General features: G+C 66.4%; 12 protein-coding genes and 1 pseudogene. 7 read left to right on the top strand and 6 right to left on the bottom strand.

The genetic code is table 11. From position 1 onward, the window contains the following. The first annotated feature begins 24 nt into the window (after positions 1-24). From ACX80I_RS15470 to ACX80I_RS15500, 7 genes and pseudogenes are all read left to right on the top strand, one after another. Positions 25-1,545 carry a lyase family protein gene (locus ACX80I_RS15470; protein WP_459346069.1) on the top strand — a complete coding sequence of 507 codons (1,521 nt, stop codon included), beginning with the start codon at positions 25-27 and terminating at the stop codon, positions 1,543-1,545. Then, on the top strand, positions 1,538-2,380 hold the full coding sequence (locus ACX80I_RS15475) for an alpha/beta fold hydrolase (protein ID WP_459345998.1): 843 nt from the start codon (positions 1,538-1,540) through the stop codon (positions 2,378-2,380). Before ACX80I_RS15470 ends, ACX80I_RS15475 begins: the two co-directional genes overlap by 8 nt. Next, positions 2,377-2,841 carry a 4-carboxymuconolactone decarboxylase gene (gene pcaC, locus ACX80I_RS15480; protein WP_459345999.1) on the top strand — a complete coding sequence of 155 codons (465 nt, stop codon included), beginning with the start codon at positions 2,377-2,379 and terminating at the stop codon, positions 2,839-2,841. Before ACX80I_RS15475 ends, pcaC begins: the two co-directional genes overlap by 4 nt. Next, complete coding sequence (locus tag ACX80I_RS15485; protein WP_459346000.1) at positions 2,838-4,070, top strand: thiolase family protein; 1,233 nt, start codon at positions 2,838-2,840, stop codon at positions 4,068-4,070. The genes pcaC and ACX80I_RS15485 overlap by 4 nt, the downstream gene beginning before the upstream one ends. A 3-nt stretch (positions 4,071-4,073) precedes the next feature. After that, positions 4,074-4,760, top strand: coding sequence for a 3-oxoacid CoA-transferase subunit A (locus ACX80I_RS15490; protein WP_459346001.1), 687 nt, complete (start codon positions 4,074-4,076; stop codon positions 4,758-4,760). A 1-nt stretch (position 4,761) separates the two neighbouring features. Beyond that, positions 4,762-5,448: pseudogene (locus ACX80I_RS15495) on the top strand (3-oxoacid CoA-transferase subunit B); the annotation flags it as partial. A gap of 962 nt (positions 5,449-6,410) precedes the next feature. Continuing rightward, a complete protein-coding gene (locus ACX80I_RS15500) occupies positions 6,411-9,419 on the top strand; it encodes a glycosyl hydrolase (protein WP_459346002.1) in 3,009 nt (1,002 codons plus the stop codon). Positions 9,420-9,834: 415 nt separating this feature from the next. On the opposite strand, the gene ACX80I_RS15505 is transcribed toward ACX80I_RS15500, so the two are convergent. Genes ACX80I_RS15505 through ACX80I_RS15530 form a run of 6 tightly spaced genes read right to left on the bottom strand, consistent with a single transcriptional unit; the run spans position 9,835 to position 17,616 of the window. Then, positions 9,835-10,233 carry a DUF4913 domain-containing protein gene (locus ACX80I_RS15505; RefSeq protein WP_459346003.1) on the bottom strand — a complete coding sequence of 133 codons (399 nt, stop codon included), beginning with the start codon at positions 10,231-10,233 and terminating at the stop codon, positions 9,835-9,837. After that, on the bottom strand, positions 10,230-11,927 hold the full coding sequence (locus tag ACX80I_RS15510; RefSeq protein ID WP_459346004.1) for a type IV secretory system conjugative DNA transfer family protein: 1,698 nt from the start codon (positions 11,925-11,927) through the stop codon (positions 10,230-10,232). The genes ACX80I_RS15505 and ACX80I_RS15510 overlap by 4 nt, the downstream gene beginning before the upstream one ends. Before the next feature lie 13 nt (positions 11,928-11,940). Then, on the bottom strand, positions 11,941-13,482 hold the full coding sequence (locus tag ACX80I_RS15515) for a putative type IV secretion/conjugal transfer ATPase (protein WP_459346005.1): 1,542 nt from the start codon (positions 13,480-13,482) through the stop codon (positions 11,941-11,943). Beyond that, entirely contained in the window at positions 13,482-15,014 is a 1,533-nt protein-coding gene (locus ACX80I_RS15520) for an SCO6880 family protein (protein WP_459346006.1), read from the bottom strand. The genes ACX80I_RS15515 and ACX80I_RS15520 overlap by 1 nt, the downstream gene beginning before the upstream one ends. Then, positions 15,011-16,786: a hypothetical protein gene (locus ACX80I_RS15525; RefSeq protein ID WP_459346007.1), complete on the bottom strand. Its 1,776-nt coding sequence runs from the start codon at positions 16,784-16,786 to the stop codon at positions 15,011-15,013. Before ACX80I_RS15525 ends, ACX80I_RS15520 begins: the two co-directional genes overlap by 4 nt. Positions 16,787-16,794: 8 nt before the next feature. Further along, entirely contained in the window at positions 16,795-17,616 is an 822-nt protein-coding gene (locus tag ACX80I_RS15530) for a DUF8175 domain-containg protein (protein ID WP_459346008.1), read from the bottom strand. Between the last annotated feature and the right edge of the window lie 18 nt (positions 17,617-17,634).

The raw sequence follows: 17,634 nt of genomic DNA on the forward strand, positions 1-17,634 counted from the left end.
CTTCCAATTACGGATTCCATCGCCCTGCCGGCGGCTCCTTCCGGCCAGGGGGCCGACGTCGGCCTGCTCCGCCCGGTCCCCGCATCACCTGACGTGGCGAGGCTGACGGGGGACACCGCCGTGCTCGCAGCCATCCTCGCCGTCGAGTCGGGCTGGGCCGCCGTGCTGGAGGAAGCCGGCCTCGTGCCCGCCGGATCCGCCGCCGTCGTGGCTGCTGCAGCCGACCCGGACCGGTACGACGTGTCGGACATTGCGCTCCGTGCCCAGGCGGGCGGCAACCCGGTGATCCCCCTCGTGGCGGACCTTCGGGCACAGGTCGCAGCGCTGGACACCACGGGCGTCGGCGCCGGACAGGCGGTCCACGCCTCGCTGACCAGCCAGGACGTGCTGGACACAGCGCTGATGCTGGTGGCCCGCACCACCGTGGACGCACTCCTGAAAGACCTGAAGGGCACGACGGCGGCGCTGGCGGCCCTCGCCGAACAGCACGGGGAGACGTTGTGCGTGGCCAGGAGCCTGACGCAGCACTCCCTGCCCTACACCTTCGGGCTCCGCGCCGCGCAGTGGTTCCACGGCGTCGCCGCCGCGGAACGGCAACTGGAGAGCCTGGAACTCCCGGTCCAGTTCGGCGGTGCCGCCGGAACGCTCGCCGCCGGAACCGCCCTCACCGCCGGTTCCTCCGCCACGCCGTTCGGCCTGGCAGACGCCCTGGCCCGGCAGCTGGGCCTCGCCGCGACCCCCGCGCCGTGGCACACGAGCCGCCTGGTGGTCACGTCGCTGGGGGATGCTCTGGCGGCAGTGCTGGACGCCCTCGGCAAGACCGCGGCGGATGTGCTGTTCCTCGGCAGGCCCGAGGTCGCGGAGCTGGCCGAACCGCGCTCCGGCGGCCGGGGCGTCTCCTCGGCGATGCCGCAGAAGCAGAATCCCGTCCTGTCGGTGCTGGTGCGCAGCGCCGCCCTGCAGGCACCGAACCTGGCCGCCCAGCTGCACCTCGCGGCCGCCACCTTCACCGATGAACGGCCCGATGGCGCGTGGCATGCCGAGTGGCCCGCACTGCGGCAGCTCCTGGCGCTTGCACTTGGCGCCGCCGGCCAGGTCCGGGAGCTCACGGAAGGCCTGCAGGTCTTCCCCGACGCCATGCGCCGCAACCTGGACCTCGCCGGTCCGCTGCTGCTGGCCGAAGGCGTCCACGCTGCCGTGGCACCCCTGCTCGAGGAGAAGGACGGCCGTAGCGGCAAGCAGCAGCTCCAGGCCGTGGTGGATCGGACGCTGCAGGCGCCGCCGGCAGAACAGGGCGCCATCTACCGCGCACTCCTCCGGGCCGCGGTGCCGGCGGACCTGCTGACCGACCTCCAGCTGGAGGATCTCCTGGATCCCGCCGGCTACCTCGGCCAGGCTGCGGAGATCTCGCAACGTATCCTGGCTGCCTTCCCCGACTTCGCCTCCCCGGGTCCCGTCCCCTCCTCCGCGACCGACTTCCCGGCGACCGACTTCTCAGCGTCCGACTTTCCCGCTGCCGATACGAAGGGAGCGCACCGTGGCTGAACCTGCCCTGAAGGCCGTTCTGCTCTCGCCCCAGCGGCCCCTGGGTGACCACCCCCTGCTGGTGGTGGGGCCTTCCCTCGGCACCTCGTCCCTCCTGTGGGAGCGGGCCGCGTCCCTGCTGGGCGCCGATTACGACGTCGTGGCCTGGGACCTGCCCGGGCACGGGGTCTCGCCGGCCGCGGCGGAGGCGTTCGACGTCGCCGCCCTGGCCGACGCCGTGGTGCACCTCGTGGACTCCATCGCCCCCGGCCGCTCCTTCCACTACGCCGGGGTCTCCCTGGGCGGGGCCACCGGACTGCAGCTCGGGATCGAGCACGGCGACAGGCTCAGGAGCCTGTCGGTCCAGTGCAGCGGGGCCCGGATCGGAACTGCTGAGAGCTGGCTGGAACGTGCCGGGACCGTGCGCGCCCAGGGCACACCGGTGCTGATCCAGGGCTCGACGCAGCGCTGGTTCGCCTCGGGTTTCCTGGACCGCGAACCGGAGCTCGGCAGCCGCCTCCTGCACGCCCTGCGGGACGCCGACCGCTTCAGCTACGCCTTCTGCTGCGAGGCACTGGCCGCCTTCGACGTCCGCAGAAAACTGGGCGGCATCCGCGTCCCCACACAGCTGATCGCCGGTGCCCTGGACGGTGTAGCGCCGCCATCGCTGGCCGAAGAGACAGCCGCAGGGATCACCGCCGGCGGGGGTACTGCCACTGCCGTGACGCTGGAGGGAGTGGCGCATCTTGCTCCCGCCGAGGCGCCCGCGCACGTCGCAGAACTGATGCGGAGCCTCATCTCCTGGGCGGAATCGCAGCAGGAATCACGCCAGGGATCGAAGGAAGCAGGCGCATGAGCAGCACGACCGGAGGCCCTTCCGGCAACGGAGTGGTCCAGCCCGGAGCCACCAGCCAGGACATCTACGACGGCGGCATGGCGGTCCGGCGCGAGGTCCTGGGCGACGCGCACGTGGACCGGGCCAACGCTGCGAAGGACGCCTTCACCGAGGACTTCCAGGACATGATCACTCGGATCGCATGGGGTGGGATCTGGACCCGGCCAGGCCTGTCCCGGCCGATGCGCTCCGCGGTGACCATCACGGCCATGGTGGCACACGGCCATTGGGACGAACTGGCGATGCACATCCGGGCCGCCGTCACCAACGGCCTGAGCCGGGACGAGATCAAGGAGATCCTGCTGCAGACCGCGATCTACTGCGGGGTCCCCTCCGCGAACACGGCCTTTCGAACCGCGCAGCAGGTCTTCGGGGACATGGACAGGGAAGAGACGGACAAAGAGACGGATAACAGGTCATGAACCAGGCTTTCGTGTACGACGCGGTGCGCACTCCCTTCGGAAAGTACGGTGGCGGTCTCGCGGGGGTCCGTCCGGACGACCTCGCGGCGCACGTGATCCGGGAATCGGTGAAGCGCGCCCCCGGGCTCGACGTGGAGCGGATCGACGAGGTGGTGTTCGGCAACGCCAACGGCGCCGGCGAGGAGAACCGCAATCTCGCCCGGATGGGCACCCTGCTGGCTGGCCTGCCGGTGTCCGTCCCCGGCACCACCGTGAACCGCCTGTGCGGATCCTCGCTCGACGCCGCGATCATCGCCTCCCGGCAGATCAACGCCGGCGACGCCGACCTGATGCTCGTCGGTGGTGCCGAGTCGATGAGCCGGGCCCCCTGGGTGCTGCCCAAGACCACCAAGCCCTACCCCGCCGGCGACATGACGCTCGCGTCCACCACGCTCGGCTGGCGCCTGGTCAACGAGGCGATGCCCAGCCAGTGGACCATCTCCCTGGGTGAGGCCACCGAACGGCTCCGGGAGAAGTACGGCGTGAGCCGTCATGCGCAGGACGACTTCGCCGCGAAGTCCCACAACCTCTCCGCCGCGGCCTGGGAGGAGGGCTTCTACGACGACCTCGTGGCAGCCGTGCCCGGCACGGATCTGGTCCGGGATGAAGGCATCCGGCCCGGGTCCACCGCCGAGAAACTGGCCGCCCTGAAGACCGTGTTCCGCAACGACCCCGAGGGCGCCGAGGCGGGCGGAACGGTCACCGCCGGCAACGCATCCCCCCTGTCCGACGGCGCCTCCGCCGCCTGGATCGGCAGCGAGAGGGCCGCCGGGCTGCTCGGGCTGGATCCGCTGGCGCGCATCGCCGGACGCGGAGCGCACGGCAACGACCCGCAGTACTTCGGTTACGCACCCGTGGAAGCGGCGAACAAGGCCCTCGCGAAGGCGGGTATCGGCTGGGACCAGGTCGGCGCCGTCGAACTCAACGAGGCGTTCGCCGCGCAGGCCCTGGCCTGCATCGACACGTGGGGCATCGACCCGGCCATCGTGAACCGGCACGGCGGCGCGATCGCCATGGGCCATCCGCTCGGTGCCTCCGGCACCCGGATCCTGGGCACCCTCGGCCGCAGCCTGCAGGCCTCTGGGAAACGCTGGGGGGTCGCGGCCATCTGCATCGGCGTCGGTCAGGGCCTGGCCGTCGTCCTCGAGAACGTGACCTCCTCCTCCGCACACCGAACCGGGAAGGCCTAGGCGATGCTGGACTTCATCGACACCGTCGAGGCGGCCGTCGCCGATATCAAGGACGGTTCCACCGTGATGATCGGCGGGTTCGGCAACGCCGGGCAGCCATTCGAGCTGATCGACGCACTGCTGGACTGCGGTGCCCGGGACCTGACCGTGGTGAACAACAACGCAGGCCAAGGCGACCAGGGCCTGGCGCTGCTCATTCGGGAAGGCCGTGTGAAAAAGATAATCTGCTCCTTCCCACGGCAGTCCGACTCCTGGCACTTCGACGCGAGATACACGGCGGGCGAGATCGACCTCGAGCTGGTGCCGCAGGGCAACCTCGCCGAACGCATCCGTGCCGCTGGGGCTGGCATCGGGGGGTTCTTCACACCCACCGGGTACGGCACCATGCTGGCCGAGGGCAAGGAGACCCGCATCATCGACGGCCGGGGCCACGTGTTCGAGACACCCCTTTCCGCCGACGTCGCACTCATCAAGGCCCTCACCGCCGACCGGAAGGGCAATCTCGTCTACCGCAAGACCGCCCGCAACTTCGGGCCCATCATGGCCGCCGCCGCCCGGCACACCATCGTCCAGGTGTCCGACATCGTGCCCGTCGGGTCACTGGACCCGGAGGCCATCGTGACCCCCGGGATCTACGTCAACAGCATCGTCCGCGTCACCACCGCGGGTACAGCGGAAAAGGTGGCCTGACATGAGCGTCCAGTCCAACGAGAAGTACCTCCGGACCCCCGGCATCCAGACCTCCGACACCCCGCTCGGGCGGAACGACCTGGCGCGCCTGGTTGCCGCGGACATCGCCCCCGGCTCCTTCGTGAACCTCGGCATCGGCCAGCCCACCCTGGTCTCCAACTACCTCACCGAGGAACAGGACATCACCCTCCACACCGAGAACGGGATGCTCGGCATGGGGCCCGTTGCCTCCGGAGAGGAGATCGACGGCGACCTCATCAACGCCGGGAAGATCCCTGTCACTGAACTCCCGGGTGCGTCCTACTTCCATCACGCCGAGTCCTTCGCCATGATGCGTGGAGGACACCTGGACATCTGCGTGCTCGGCGCCTTCCAGGTCTCCGCCACCGGTGACCTCGCGAACTGGCACACCGGTGCACCCGGAGCCATCCCCGCCGTCGGTGGCGCCATGGACCTGGCCACCGGTGCCAAGGACGTGTTAGTCATGATGACCCTGCTGACCCGTGAGGGCGCCTCGAAGATCGTCGAGTCCTGCACCTACCCGCTCACCGGGGTGGCCTGCGTGACCCGGGTCTACACCGACAAAGCCGTGTTCCTCACCGGACCCCACGGTGTCACAGTACGCGAGACCTTCGGCTGCACCCTCGAGGAGCTGCAGGCCCTCGTGCCCGTACCACTGTCGGCAGCACCCGGTATTGCATCTGAACCTGCAATGCAGGAAAGCGCAGGAGATGAACGCCAAATCATCCCCGCCGACGTTAGGGTCACGTTCTCAACCGATGAGTTCACCACAAGCGGACCTTGCACCAGCGATAGTGGTATTGCACAACGTTGACGACATCACATTGGTTACCGGCATTCAAAGCGCGGGAGTAGAAGCAGCTGCGAGAGCCCTCTCCCTGGCTCAAGCAGACCTTGCGCGCACTACCTTTGCAGGGCCCCAGGGCATACCAGCTCTCTTGAAAGGATTGGAAGGCCAGCACCTCATTGCGCGATCACCTGCACGCGACCGAGGTAACCGCCAACTGTTCGAGCTGACAAACCATGGTCGAGTGCTGCTCTCTTCCGCGCGCCTGACCGTGAAATCCACCAATAATTCTCGCCGGTACGGCCACTAATCCCTCGAAGCAACCCCTCCTCAACGCCACCCTGCGATCAATCCTCACCAACGGATGAGCGTCGATTCACAGCGGGCAAGCTTATAGAACTTGGATGTCGGCGATTAGAACCCGCGTGAGCACGGCGCTAACGAGATTGGACGCGTTTTGAGACAAGGTGATGCCAAGACTTGTGGGCCGGCTCGGACTGGCGCACTTGGTGCTGCTTGGACGGATGCAGGAAGGTTGTGGCCGGTGTTAGGGCGTCCACTCCATCTGGCGCCAAGAAGCACGCACCGACAGGTTCGTGCACTGCGCCTGAACTATTGACATCGCTGGATTTTTTCCATAGCTTCACCCTAGTGAAACGATTCAAATTGATGTTTCGATTCACGCTGCACCTAGCCACTCGTCTACTCCAGCTCATAGGGCCTGTACGAGCAGCCTCCGCAGATGACTGTCAACGACGACATAAGGAGAAAACGTGCCCAATCCCTTTATCAGATCTACTGAAGGCAAAAGACGCTACACCCGATGGGCAGCGTTGTCGCTCGTGAGCGCAACTGCCCTCTCGGCCCTGGCGGCCCCGCAAATGACGCTCGCCGCCCCACCTACCGCCCCCGCCGATTCCTCACTTTTCACCCAGGAGTTCGCGGACCCGTCCAACTCCAACCGGGCTGTCATGCGCCTGTGGATGCCATTGGCCCCGATCGATGAAGCGGAACTTCGGCGGGCGCTCACAGACATCGCGGACAAGGGCTTCGGCGGTGTCGAGATCGGCGGTTTCCCGGTTCAAGGTGCGACGGCTGCGACCAACGGGTGGGACAGCGATGCATGGAACACGGCGATGCGTAAAGTGCTGGAAATCGCAGCCGAACCCGAGATTGGCCTTCAGGTCGACTTCATGGTCAGCGCCAATTACCCCGCCGCGGCGCCGGCAAGCTATGTATCGCCGGACAGCCCCGGCTCCGAGAAAGAACTCGCGTGGGGCGCCGTCCAGGTGAAGGCAGGAACCACCTACAACGCTCCAGCGCCGTCGCCCATCAAAGCACCCGCAGCGGACGTTAAGAACCAGCAACTCGTCGCCGTGGTCGCCGCGAAACTCGCTCCGGGCCAGACCCTCGACCCCACCAAGATCGGCACCCGCAACTACACCAGCGTGACCCTCGACCAAGCCTCGACGATCGTGCTCGAAGCACCCACGGATCCCTCGCAGCCCATCTCCTTCACGGCTCCCGATGGAGCAGGCGACTGGGTGCTCACCAGCTACTGGTTCCGCGGAAGCGGGAGCGTCGTCGCCGACATCACTCAGCCGAAGTCGTATGTTGTCGATCACCTCAGCGCTGCTGGCACTACAGCGTGGTCCGATCTGTGGGAGAACGAGCTCCTGTCGGATCCGGCAGCGGTCGACCTGCTTGCCGAAAACGGGGGCAACCTGTTTGAGGATTCGCTGCACCTGACCTCTTATCAGCTGTGGACTGATAACTTCTTCGAGGAGTTCAAGGCCCGTCGTGGCTACGACCTCACACCGTACCTTCCGACGATTCTCGTGCCGGATCTGAACAACTTCTTCGTCGGCCGAGCGAACGCCGACACCAAGCTGGGTACATTCGAGTACGCGCCTGGGGTTGGCCAGAAGATCCGCAACGACTACTACCAAACCCTGACCGATCTTTACGTGGAGAACCACATCGTGCCGATGCGCGAATGGGCGGCACAGTACAATCTCGGGCTGCGGTTCCAGCCCTCGTACGGCCAGTCACTGGAGCAGTCGGCGGCGGTTTTTGAGATCGATGTCCCGGAAACCGAGTCGTTCCAGAACGGCAACGAAATTGACGCTTACCGGTACACGGCCGCTGCGGCTCATGCATCCGACAAGCCGGTCATCTCCACTGAGTGCTGTGCGACTCCTGGTAGGACGAACGCCTTTGGCTGGCAGGACACCCTTCCGATCGTCGAGGGGAACTTCGCCGGTGGCGTCAACAACGTCGTGTTCCACGGCTACTCCTATAACAAGTCGCCCGACGCGACCTGGCCGGGCTGGATCCGGTTCGGCCAGAACTCCTTCTCCGAGAACTACGGCAAGCAGCCCGCATGGGAGCTCGCCGAGCCTGTAGCCGACTACCTCGGCCGTGAGCAGGTCGTCCTCCGCGAAGGCCGCCAAGTCACGGACGTTGCAGTGTTCCGGCACAGCTACAACGACATGGTCCGCGGCACCACACCGGCGAAGTACTACGACGACGCAGGTGCCCTGCAGTCGGCGGGATACTCCTACGGTTTCGTCTCTCCCGCGATGCTCGACCTCGAATCGTTCACCGTGGAAGATGGCCGCCTCGACGCCGACGGGGCCGGATACCGTGCCGTCATCGTCGATCAGAACACGAAGTTGACCGTCGATGCCGCGAATCACCTGCTCGAGGTAGCCGAAGCCGGACTGCCGGTTGTCTTCGTCGGTGACGTACCCACCGAGTCGCCCTTCTTCGCAGAGCGCGGCGCCGATGTCGCTGGCATCGTCGCGAAGATCCTCGCCACACCGGCGGCCCTCCAGGTCTCTGATCGGGCCTCGGTCCCGGCAATGCTTGAAGCCGCGACCGTACTGCCCGACGCAGACGCCGCCGGCCCCACCACGGCCGTTCCCGTGCGGCGCTCCACCGAATCCGCCGACTACTACTACCTCTACAACAACTCCACGACGCCACTGTCCACCAAGTACGCGTTTGAAGGAGAGGGCAAGCCGTACTCCCTCAATGCATGGACGGGTGAAATCACTCCCATTGCTGAGTACACGCAGACCAACGGTCGCACCACAGTCGACGTCGACCTCGAGGGACACGAGACGATGATCATTGCGATCAGCACCGAATGGTCGACGGACAAACTCGACAAGCTGCCCAGCGTCGTCACAACCGATGCCACGGGCGGTGCCGAGTTCACCGACAAGACGATTACATTGCTCGCTGATCGTAACGGCCCGGTGAACGCCAGCCTTAGCAATGGCGCGATCGTGACGGCGAAGGCGAAGAAGGTTCCCGCTGCCACCCTCGGCAAGGAATGGAAGCTCGCAGTCGAGTCCTGGCAGCAGTCCAGCGGCTCCGATCCTTACGGCATCGCCAAGGTCGGCTCCGAACGCACGCTCACTCTGGGAACAGATGGAAAGCTTCCAGCCTGGACCGCAATCCCCGGCCTCGAGGATGTCTCGGGTATCGGCACCTACCAGGGAACCCTGAACGTCGATAAGAACTGGTCCAAGTCGGGCAGGCTCGTCCTCGACCTCGGGGCTGTCTACGACACTGTCCGCCTCACGGTGAACGGTACGGGGGTCCCCGGGGTCAACCCGCGCAACCCGGTCGCTGACCTCTCCGAGTACGTGAAGCCGGGCACGAACTCGGTCACGATCGAGGTCGGCACAACCCTGCGGAACCGTATGCGCGTCATTACCGGCCCTGCAGCGACCCCGTCGACCGGTGCACGGCAGGACTACGGTGTGTTCGGGCCCCTCGGGGTGCACACCTACGAGGAGGTGGCCCTGCAGCCAGGTGACTGGCTTGGCAAGGGACGCTAACCCTTAAGGAACGTCCGCTTGAAACGCCGGGATTTCCCTGTAAACGGAGGTCCCGGCGTTTCGGTAGGGCCACTTCGTTCCAAAGTCCAAGCACTCGCACGATCACACATACCTGTATTACCCCTCGACTCATCGGAAGCACGGAAAGATTAAACGGTAGACCGCGAACAAACTCCTGCTGACACCACGAACCCGTGTCGCTCCTCAAATCGAAAAAGCGGGCCCTGATGGACACGTCATGTTCGAGTGTCAGCGACGCGGGCTGTTACCGCTGGTTTGCCAGCGTGTGATGCGCAGCCAGGGCGAAGTTCCCGGCGGAATCAGTCCAGTCGGTCAGGAGACCAATGAGGTTGAGGCCTCGATTGACCATTACTGCGTACTGCTCTGCGCTGCAGTACTGGCCAGGCCTTCGCCCTCACCACGCCCAAGCAGTAGGTGGCTGTTCGGTGGCGAGGATGCGACGAGCGGTCTTCTTTGTATGGGATGTGCCGCATTCACCGAAGGGGCCGCGTCTGGCGAAGAGGACTGTCGCATGGCGATCGAAGTGGTCAATCCACCACGACGACATCCCACCGTTCGCCTGCGCCTCCAGCCATTGTTCGTACAGTCCCCTAAAGCGGTCGACGGCTTCGGGGTGGTTCCACCACTGCGAGCACCAGTACTGGTTCTGCGACCGGTCCACGGACTCGAGCATCGCCACCAGGCCCTCCACCCAGTCCACGAGCTCCTCGGGGGTGAAGGCGAAGTCCTCTCCCCCGTCGTCGTAACCGTTAGGTTCAAGGGCCGATGGGCCGGGGTCGTTTGATTCGGTCATGCGTGCTGTCCTGCCTGCGTCGTCTTGATGCGTTCGACCGTGTCGCCGATGCGGGCTCTGATGGCCTTGTCGCGGAACCAGGGCACGGTACGCACGATGGTCCCACCACCTGTGGAGGTCTTCACCCATGCCCGGTGAACGGGTAGTTCGGAGAGTTGGGAGACGGACATGATGTCCCGCCGCTGGGTCTGCACGGACCGGGACGACCCGTTCCGCGAGGTCGAGCTGCTGCGGAACTTCGCGTCGTACTGGCCGATGGTCCTGGAGAGGGATTCGAGGAACTGTGTGTCGTCGGATCCGCCGCCGTAGACCTTGATCGCGGCCGCGGACCAGAGGGTGTCCCACCCGGTGCGCTCGAGCATGGCCATGCCCTGCCCGCGGGTCTGGAAGTAGGCGCTGACGACGATGCCCATCGACCCGAAGAACGAGTACCATTCGGGGAGCTGCTTGAGCTTGACGACATTCCCGACCTCATCCAGGTCAGCGACCAGCGGCACCGGCAGGCGTCCTCCGGCCCGCCGGGCGGCCTGCTGCGCGGCCGTGAACACCGCGTAGACCAGGGTGGACACGAACGCGGCACCGGAACCGGCGGCGTCCTGCGAGAGCAGGATCAGCGTGTCATTGCCGGCGACGAACCGGGCCGGATCGAACACCGGCACACCGGGGGTCGGCGTCGACCACGCCACCAGCTCGTCGTGCACGAGGGCGGAGGCCATGCGCTGCGCGCTGGCGGCCACGGACCCTCGGGTGTCCTCCGGCTGGCCGCTCATGCCCTTCAACGCCGACGCCGGACCCGCGTGCCCTGCCCGTTCGAGGAGTTCGGCCGGTTCCATGAAGTCCGCGGAGGACACCCACCGCAGGACCTCCTTCATGGTGCCGTCACTCTTGGCGGCGGCGAGGAGGCACCAGGCGAGGAAGTCGCGTCCCTGTGAGTCGAACTGCGCATCCCCCTTGCCCTGGCCCGCGTTCGGCGCGGATGAGGTTTCGAAGATCGCCGCAACTTCGCCGGCGCTCACCGTGTCAGTGACGCAGGTGAGCGGGTTGAAGACCATGGCGGGACGGTCGCTGTTCCGCCAGATCTGCTGCGGGTCGAACAACCACACCGTCCCGGTGTCGGATCGGGCGGCGAGGACTTCGGCGACGCCGTCGACCTTGTTACTGGTCATGAGGTACGCGCCGGGAGCCTCTAGAGCGTGACGGACTACCTGCGTTGTCGTCTTACCCCGCCCTGTCCCCCACACATGGGTCGAGCACTCCCTCCAGCCCTGGATCACGGCTTTCGTCCCGGTCTCGCCGGTGTACCCGATCGTCAGGCCCGGACCAATACCTTCCGCGGTCGGGTGCAGGCGGGCCGCTTCGGTGAGGCGGGCATCGAGCATCGCCGGCCGCATCCTCCCGCCGGGACTCATCCGCCGGGACGCTTCCGCCGTCCTGGACACCGGGCGGGTGCTCCACCACGCAAGAGCGGCAATGACCACGACCGCTTCCGCGCCGAGCAACCAGCTCGCGGCCGCCGGCCACGGATCCCCCGTCGCAAGACCGACAGCGAGTGTGATCGGGTTCCACGACAGGTCGGTCGGAACCGGTGTGAACGCTTCCCCGAGATGGATCAGGGCAACCGCGGCGAACGCGGCCACGACCACACTCGAGAACACGATGACGGGGCCGTTCTCCTCGGTCTTCAAAGCACTCAACGTCTGGTCACCTTCATCGGCTTACTTTCGCTTGGGCGGCAGCCCACGCCTGGTTTGTGTTGTGGGCCCTAAGTTCGCCGGCGGTGAGGTTCACCCGGAACGGCACCCCGGGTTCGGACCCGGTTTTCAGCATGAACCGCCCCCGCCCTGGAGGCGGTGAGACCTGATTGGTGTTGGGGTTCATCGACCCTTCGGCCGACCAGCCGACCAGCATCGCCTTCTCCCGCTCCGAGACGGGGAACACCGTTTCCAGCAGGTCCATCTCGTTCTGCGCCAGCCCACCGAGGATCTTCACGGAAGAGCGTTCCACAAAGCCGGTCGCGATCTTCGTCAGCTCGTCCGTGGACAGCTGCAGGTCCTTCATGGAGTGCGTGATCATCAGCTGGCCCAGGCCCTTGGTCCTGTTCAGACGGGTGATGGAGTCGATCTGATGCACCAACAGTTCGCTCGCACGCAGAGACTGCCACAGCTCGTCCATGATCATCAGGTGGTGGCGTTCCTCCATCAGCCCGGCATCGGCGAGGGTCTTCGCGGCCGAGATGCCGGCCTGCCCGTAGGACCAGCACACCGTCTGCACCGCGGCGCGGAGCGTCAGCTGGGACTCGTCGATGAGGGATATGTCGAAGTCGACGGAGGTATCGATCTTCATTTCCTTGCTTGTCTGCTGGCAGAACACGTCCCCGAACGGTCCGTGCTCCCCGAGGGCGTTCAGACCCGCCAAGAGATTCTTGACCTGCGGCAGGTACTCGTTTGTCTCCTCTATGAGCAGCGCCGATTGGATCTGGGGCGGCGCGGACTTGATGGCGGCGACGATGTCGCCGACCAGCGGCTGCCGGTCCTCGCCTTCTGCCGTCTCGGAGGCCATGGCGATCGCCATGGACAGCACAGTCTGTTCCTGCTTCTTCGCATCCAGCGGTTCCTTGAACACCAGTTCGATGAGCCCGGTGAGGGTCATCAGGCGCCGTGCGTGGATCTCGGCACGCATCTGCCGCTGCATCGGGGCCGGCAGGCGTTCGAGTTCCCGCCAGAGCGGGCCGGCGTCGAGCGGGTTGATCGCCCCGACGCCGGGGGCGACCTGTACGACCTGCCCGTTGGTTTCCAGGACGACGCCGGCGAAGTCGGGTTTGAGGTCCCCCGCTACGAGGATCAGGAACCCCTGGTCGATCAGGGCCAGGGCCATGCGGACGGCGACAGATGATTTCCCGCGCCCGTTCAGGCCCAGGATGAATCCGGATGGTGAGGAGATGATGCCGTGCAGGAACAGGCTGATGGGATCCCCGCACACTACGGAGCCGTTGAGCAGGTTCCGGCCCAGGACAGCGCCGACCAGCGGGGAGGACGTACCGACGCAGAACGGCCACAGCCCGGCGGTCTGGTTCGAGGTGGCCGTGAACTCCGGCGGCGGTTCCACCCACGTCACCATCCCACCCTCACGGACCCGCATTCCCTTCTCCGTGAGCTGCGGGAACGACGCAGCGGTGACGGCGGCTGCCGTCTCGGACCGTCCCAGAAGCCGGTCCATGACCTTGTCGACGAGTCTGTCGAGCGCGGACATTAGAGGGCCTTCCTGACGTCGGAGGAGATGGTGGCCAGGTGCTCGGGGACGAGCCCTAGCCCGAGGTTGAAGGAGAACGCGGCGTCGTCGTTGTAGTCACACGCCCGCATGCGGATCTGGATGCCGGTGGCCGCGTTCCGCATGATCTTCGCCTCCACCGCCTGCAACTGTCCCGGGCTTTCGACCGTCGCGGTGACACCGATCGCGAAGCGCACCAGCGCCGCCCCTTCGGCCTGCTCCCGCTCGGCCTTGCGTGCCTTCTCGAGGGCGATGATCTGCGAGCTGGTCGGACGGCGGCCCTTCTGGTTCGTAGCGAACTGCGCATTGGTAAGCGCTTGGGCGACCTGCTGCGCTGACTTCTCCGGCGGCTGCGGGCGGTAGAACACGGTGACGCGCTTCTGCAGCATGCTCGCGTCCGGGCCCAGCAGGGCCACCAGGGCGTTCTCGCGGAACGTCCCGGCCGGCGGCCGGAACATCTGCCACGACTTGCTCGTCACCCCGGCGTGGTCGTACCGGCCCGGGTACCCGACCGTCCGGGCGGCCGAGGGTCCTACCTCGTGCCAGGTGAGGCCCGTCCCGTCACCGGAGAGGCGGGCGCGTTCGACCGCGGCCGCGGCGCGCGGGTTGAACGCGACATAGGTCTGGTCGGTGAGGTCGGCGGCCCGCATGAGGGACACGCTGCCCGCGCCGACGTCCTCGAGTTCTTCCTTGAAGCCCTGCAGGAGGGACTTCACATCGGCCACCAGCTCCTCGGCGGATCGTTCCGGTGCGCGGTCGCCGTCGTTGGCCTTGCCGCTGAAGGTCAGGGCCACCCACTGCTCGAGCTTCGGCACGTCGAGGTTCAGGTCGTTCACCACGTCGTCCATCACCTGACGTGCAAAGGCGGGCACCTCGTGGGACCCGGCCTGCTGCCGGGCCACCGCGATAGCGTCCGGCAGGCGTTCGCCCGGATCGGTGGTCGACTGCGTCGTCACGGAAATCTGCTCAACCCGTGCATTGGAGCCGGCGTCGCGCTGGAACGCCGCCCATGACCCGACGAGCCGGTTCACGCGGTCCTGGTCCAGCAGGCCCAGGCCCGAGGAGTTGGTGGAGAAGAACACGGTCCCGGTCTTCAGTTTCGGGTGCCACAGCATGACGCCCTCGTTGCCGAAGAGGTCCTGGAAGTCGATCAGCTCCGTTGCGGCCAGCAGGCCCGGTGCGCGGAATGATCCGTCCGGGATCTGCGAGACGGGACCTGCCTTGTAGACGGTCTTCCCGGCCTTCCTGCCCCTGGCGTGCAGGCTGCGGGCCAGCCACCGCTCAGGCCTGGACCGGCCATGACGGTCCTTCGAGCCGAGGATCGTGGCGGCGATGAACGCGACCAGGGCGATGCCGACGGCCCCCCAGATCTGCGAGGCCATGATGAAGATGAACACCCCGACCGCGCCCGCGCCCAGGACGACGGTCGAGGCCATCGAGAACCCCATCAGGCCGGCCGTCCGGTCTTCTGCGATGTTGCCGTACTGCCGGATGATCGTCTGCTCTGTGCTCAACTGTCGTCTCCACTTTCCACTGCGCGTTCCATGTCCCTTGCTGCTTCCCGCAGCGCGTACTCGACGCGTTGCTGATTCTGGGCCGACTTATCAGCCGATCGAGTTGCACCAGACGGCGCACCAGCCCGGTAACCCTCCGCCGCCAGCGACATCGACGGTGAGGTTGGGGGTGAGGTTGCGGGTGGCATCGAGGGCGCGGCACCAGGTGCTTCCGCCGGCGCTTTGTCGCTCAGGGCGGCAGGCTCTGCCCCGGACGGCCCGCCTGCTGCCGACGTGCCTCCCCCCGAACCGGCCGGTGCCTCCGGGGGTGCGCTGGTGCGTGCTGCTTGGGGCTCCGCACCCGTTGGGCCGTTCGAGCCTGTCCCACTGTTCCTGCCTGCGCTGCTGTTCCCGCCAGTACTACTACCGGCATCAACGACTGGGGAGGTCTGCGCACCAGAGCGTTCCGGTCTCTGCTCGGCACCCGACGGACCACCAGAACCTCCACCGGGACCCCCACCAGTTCCTCCGGGTACCCCGCCACCCGCATCCGATACCGGAACGGTAGGCTGTTCCGCTCTCTGCTCTGCCCCTGTCGGACCAGAGCTACTGGCCCCGCCACCGGTGCTACCGCCACCGCCCGGACCTGCAGCGCCGGTGGTCTCAGTGCCGGTGGTCTCAGTGCCGCCGACTCCGCTGGTCAGGCCGGTCGTACTGCCAGAACTCCCAGCTGCTGTGCCAGCGGTCCCGGCTGCCTCAGTAGCACTCGCTGCACCTGTTGCTGCAGCTCCTCCGCCTGTTGCAGCAGCACCTCCACCTGTGAGTGCGGCTCCAGCTCCACCACCGCCAGCTGCTGCTGCCCCGGCGGCCGCACCGACGCCTCCGGTCACCGCACCGAGTGCGACGGCACCACCGACCATTGCCAAGCCGGAGGCTCCCATGCCCTGCGGTCCGGCGCTGACCGCGGGCACGAGGACCTTCGCCAGGGCGGGCATCGCCACGCAGGCACTGGAGATAATGACGAGCCCGGTCAACAGGCCGATCATGGTGTTCCCGATCTCGTTCTCGGCGGTCCCGTTGATGCCTTTCAGAAGCGCGAGCCCTGCCCCGTACAGGATGGCGGCGGCGGGTTTGAAGAGCACGACGGCGGCCAGCCAGCCCACGGCTTTGTCGAAGGATTTCCGGCCGCGTTCTGTCTGCGACGCGGCGGCGAAGATCGGCAGGACCCCGCACAGGGCGATCGCCGCACCGTAGGAGAAGATCACGATGACCGCGTTGATGATCGCCCCGAGCAGGGCAAGAGGTGCGACGAACAGGACGATCCCGGCCAGCTGCAGGCTCATGGTGGTCCCCGCAAGGGCTTCCAGGCCCATGGCCTGCCCGAGTCCGTCCTCCTGGGCGGAACCCGAGATCGTCGTCACCAGCCACGGAGCCAACACGTCGGTCACCCCGAACAGCAGGCCCACCATCGGAACGGCCAGTGCCGTCGTCAGGACGGTCCGGACCATACCCATTACGAGGTTCTCGGTCGAGGCTCGGTCCTGATCCCGGGCGAGTTTGATGAGCGCGAAAGCTGTTCCGATGACCCCGGCCATGCCGACGAAGACCAGCGTCGACTGCTGGATGCGGTCAGTTGCGGACCCCGCGCCCATGGACGGGGCGCCGATCTTCAACCACCAGGTACCGACGAAGTTGATCATCTCCGTCAGGACCTGCATCACCCACCCCGCCAGGAACACGATGAGCTTTTCTATCGCGCTGCCAGCAACGCCCTCGAGAAGGTTTCCTGCCAAGTCCCCAATCACGACTTGGGCCCCCACTGCACGTAGGGCTGGCCCTGATAGCGGGCCCACGTGCTGAAATCGTTGCCTGAAGCCGGGTCAAGTTTCCAATCCCCGTCCTCCCACACTAGATCGACCTGCGCGACGAGTGTCTGTTCGAGGCCGGATGCATCGGGGGTTGAATAGACGAGCCGGTAGGACGCTGCTTCATCCGCGTAGTTGTTCTGGATATAACCGAGCAGGGTCAACCGGGTGATGACAGAGGTGTCTTCGCTTTGCTCAAGCCCGTCCCGGATTCGCTGTGCTCTTTCGCCCAGCAGGATGCGGTTTGACCCTTTTGCTACTGCCACCTCGAGGTCCTGCGCGGCTTCCTCGCTGACGGAAGGATCCAGTGCCACGGAGTATGTGGCGGCGGCCATGAGAGACCCTGCCTCGGTGTGCGCGTACCCGACGCGCAGACCGGAGGGCTGCTTCTGGCAGCCACCGAAGTCCGAGAACGGGACCACGTTGTACCCGGCGGCCACCCATTCATCGACGGTAGGTGCACTGTCGGCCACTGACGCAGTGTCCTCATTGAGGTCTGCCTGGCAATCCCACGCTGCATCCGCGTTTGCGGCGGGGCCCGCCGTCGCTGACCCGGGTGCCGACGCGGACGCTGACGGGACTGCCGTCTGCGGGGCAGGGTCGGCCGGCCCCGCAGCCGGTTCGTCATTGTCGGGGAGGAGGAATACCCGCACCCCCCACGCGATGAGGCCGACCAGCACCAGGGCCAGCAGTATCACGGCGGCGCCGAACCACTTCGGGCGGTCCTTCGGTCCCGGGGTGGTGTCCTGTGTGCTCATCGTCTGTCCTTCTCTCTA

This window comes from Arthrobacter rhamnosi, from assembly GCF_054510855.1.

What these genes read in the sequence shown, in the direction of transcription:
- pcaC (WP_459345999.1), top strand. Translation starts at nt 2,377, where the DNA reads ATGAGCAGCACGACCGGAGGCCCTTCCGGCAACGGAGTGGTCCAGCCC.
- ACX80I_RS15515 (WP_459346005.1), bottom strand. Translation starts at nt 13,482, where the DNA reads ATGTCCGCGCTCGACAGACTCGTCGACAAGGTCATGGACCGGCTTCTG.
- ACX80I_RS15485 (WP_459346000.1), top strand. Translation starts at nt 2,838, where the DNA reads ATGAACCAGGCTTTCGTGTACGACGCGGTGCGCACTCCCTTCGGAAAG.
- ACX80I_RS15490 (WP_459346001.1), top strand. Translation starts at nt 4,074, where the DNA reads ATGCTGGACTTCATCGACACCGTCGAGGCGGCCGTCGCCGATATCAAG.
- ACX80I_RS15530 (WP_459346008.1), bottom strand. Translation starts at nt 17,616, where the DNA reads ATGAGCACACAGGACACCACCCCGGGACCGAAGGACCGCCCGAAGTGG.
- ACX80I_RS15505 (WP_459346003.1), bottom strand. Translation starts at nt 10,233, where the DNA reads ATGACCGAATCAAACGACCCCGGCCCATCGGCCCTTGAACCTAACGGT.